4 protein-coding genes are annotated in these 2,575 nt (G+C 43.8%); 3 read left to right on the plus strand and 1 reads right to left on the minus strand.

The genetic code is table 11. The features are described 5' to 3' along the window. The first annotated feature begins 247 nt into the window (after positions 1 to 247). Both glpE and glpG read left to right on the plus strand, forming a co-directional pair. Entirely contained in the window at positions 248 to 568 is a 321-nt protein-coding gene (gene glpE / locus A3712_RS23300) for a thiosulfate sulfurtransferase GlpE (protein ID WP_004740534.1), read from the plus strand. Between the two features lie 48 nt (positions 569 to 616). After that, positions 617 to 1,459: a rhomboid family intramembrane serine protease GlpG gene (gene glpG, locus A3712_RS23305; RefSeq protein WP_063525195.1), complete on the plus strand. Its 843-nt coding sequence runs from the start codon at positions 617 to 619 to the stop codon at positions 1,457 to 1,459. Between the two features lie 71 nt (positions 1,460 to 1,530). On the opposite strand, the gene A3712_RS23310 is transcribed toward glpG, so the two are convergent. Next, positions 1,531 to 1,938 carry a flagellar basal body-associated protein FliL gene (locus tag A3712_RS23310; RefSeq protein WP_063525196.1) on the minus strand — a complete coding sequence of 136 codons (408 nt, stop codon included), beginning with the start codon at positions 1,936 to 1,938 and terminating at the stop codon, positions 1,531 to 1,533. A gap of 161 nt (positions 1,939 to 2,099) precedes the next feature. Between A3712_RS23310 and A3712_RS23315 the strand changes: the two genes are divergently transcribed. Next, positions 2,100 to 2,575: chorismate lyase (locus tag A3712_RS23315; RefSeq protein ID WP_231891878.1), on the plus strand; the 476-nt coding region annotated here is incomplete at its 3' end.

The raw sequence follows: 2,575 nt of genomic DNA on the forward strand, positions 1-2,575 counted from the left end.
GTAGTAAGGCTTTGAGCGTGTTTTTTGAGTGGGGATATGTTTTAGTTAACCCACAGTTAGATCAGGATCATCACTACATGTTGTGGATCTATTTTTCCAAAGGCACTTTATTCACGCAATTCACAGATTTATCCACAAATGGTGTAAAAGTGATCGCTGGTGGATAACCTTATTAAGTGGATGTGATTGTTAGCCTTGGGATAGGTTACAATGGCAGCAAAGTAAATCAGTATAAAAAGAGAAAGTCATGGACCAGTTTAAACATATCGACGTGCAAGGTGCTCAGGCCCTTATTGAACAAGGCCAAGCTCGACTTGTTGATATCCGCGACCCGCAATCTTTCGCGGTTGCTCACTCAAAAACCGCTTACCACCTAACAAACGACACTATGGTCTCGTTTATGGATGAGGTGGAGTTTGAACAACCTATCTTGGTAATGTGTTATCACGGCATTAGTAGCCAAGGTGCGGCACAATATTTAGTGAACCAAGGTTTTGAAGAGGTATATAGTGTTGATGGTGGTTTCGAAGCATGGCACCGTGCTGAACTTCCTGTTATTGCTGGCTAATGACCTTGGTCGCTTAAACATCTTTCATAGCATGAATAGGAAATAACAATGATTAGACTGATGGTGTTAGACAATCCACGTCTTGCTCAAGCATTTATTGATTACATGGCCTCTCGCCAGATCCCTATTCAGATGTCACCTGATGGAGAGGGACGCTTTGCTCTTTGGCTGCTTGATGGCCAGTTTCAAGTTGAAACTGAAGCGGAGCTCAACCGCTTCTTGTCGGAGCCCAATCATAAGCGCTACCAAGCGGCTTCTTGGGATATGGCTGAGACTAGAAAGAGTCACTTCCATTATCACACGCCGAGCTTCATGGGGATGATAAAAGCTAAGGCTGGTCCTGTGACACTCAGCATCATGTTGGTGTGTGTGGTGATTTTTGCACTGCAGCAGATCGGCTTTGGCCAAGCGATTTTCAATGCGTTTCACTTCCCTGCGGTGGGCGGACAGCAGTGGCAATTGTGGCGGTGGTTGAGCCATGCCGTGCTTCATTTCTCGATTATGCACATTGCTTTCAATATTTTGTGGTGGTGGCAACTGGGTGGAGATATTGAGAAAAAGTTAGGCGGTCTTAAGTTGCTTCAGATCTTTGCTGTCTCTTCTGCGTTGTCAGGAGCAGGGCAATACTGGGTTGAAGGGGCCAATTTCGGTGGCTTATCTGGCGTTGTGTATGCTTTGGTTGGTTACCTATGGGTGGTTGGCACTAAAGCGCCACAGCTTGGTTTGGATATCCCAAGACAGATCGTCGGCTTTATGCTGGTGTGGTTGGTACTCGGGTACATGCAGCCGTTTATGGCGATTGCTAATACTGCTCACTTAGCAGGTCTAGTTGCGGGTGTGATTATCGGCTTCGTTGATTCAATGAAAGCGCAGAAATCGGCAACAAGTTAGTTCCTAGCACCGATAGAAACAAAAAAGCGGCCAAAAGAGCCGCTTTTTTTAGATTCGTTTTATGCCCGCTGTTACTGATAGAGGTATTTGGTAAACAGTAAATCGGCAATCAGGGTTTTGCCCGTCTCTGGAAGTAAAATCTTGTTGAGGTGCTCAACTAGCGTCTTTCTTAAATCTTCACGACCGGACAGAGACTTAATCGTCTCTTCGTTTTGTTTGCCCAATAGCTCGATTACTGCATCTCGAATTAATGGTTGGTGATGCTCGATGGTTGCTAAATCTTTGTTATTCGCCACCATGATATCGAGACGAACCTGAATGTAGCCCAACTTTTTACCTTTAGTGTAAAAATTGGTGGTTAGGTCTGGTTCTAGCGTGAAGTAGGCTAGCTTAGGTTCCGATTCCTCTTCTGCGAAACTTGATGCTGAAAAGAGTAGAGTAATCGCAAGAAATATTTGGGCTACATAACGTTTGTGCATATTTGTGACTTTTCTTTAGTTTATTCGCGATATTCGAAACGCATTAGTCTTGTTACAATGAACGGTATAAATCTAAATACGTTTACAATTCGAAGATGCTTTAATTTTGTTCGAAAGTTGAAGCTTTATTGTACGTGTAAAGTCACCTATTGAATACTAGTATGAATCAGCCAATATCGCTGTATCTTAATTCTTTAATGAATGTAGATTGGCAAAGTACAGAAACATTTGATTTTCCTAATGAAACCACCAGGGAGTGGCTGATGGAGCAAGGTTCTCTTTCCCGTAAGTTGGGTAAGTGTTGCCAACACCTGTCTGTGGAGTTGCTTCACAATCAAGTTGTAGAACGCTCAATTGTGCAACAAGATGAGCAATACCTTTTATCATCGTCTGATTGCTTACTTCGCAAAGTAATTTTGAATGGAGATGATGAACCATGGGTATTAGGCCGAACCTTAATTCCTCGAGTGACATTAGAAGATAAGCACTCAGACCTTTCTCAACAAGGTAATGTCCCGTTAGGGTTGACCGTTTTTAGCGCGGAGAACGTCGAGCGAGACGCGCTACAAGTCGGTTGGGTTATCGCTGGCGACGAACGATTACTCGCACGCCGCTCTCGATTATGGATGAACCATAA

Source organism: Vibrio sp. HI00D65, from assembly GCF_001635455.1.
Classification (GTDB): Bacteria; Pseudomonadota; Gammaproteobacteria; order Enterobacterales; family Vibrionaceae; genus Vibrio.

Coding starts and splice junctions, on each gene's coding strand:
- glpE (WP_004740534.1), top strand. CDS start 248: ATGGACCAGTTTAAACATATCGACGTGCAAGGTGCTCAGGCCCTTATT.
- glpG (WP_063525195.1), top strand. CDS start 617: ATGATTAGACTGATGGTGTTAGACAATCCACGTCTTGCTCAAGCATTT.
- A3712_RS23310 (WP_063525196.1), bottom strand. CDS start 1,938: ATGCACAAACGTTATGTAGCCCAAATATTTCTTGCGATTACTCTACTC.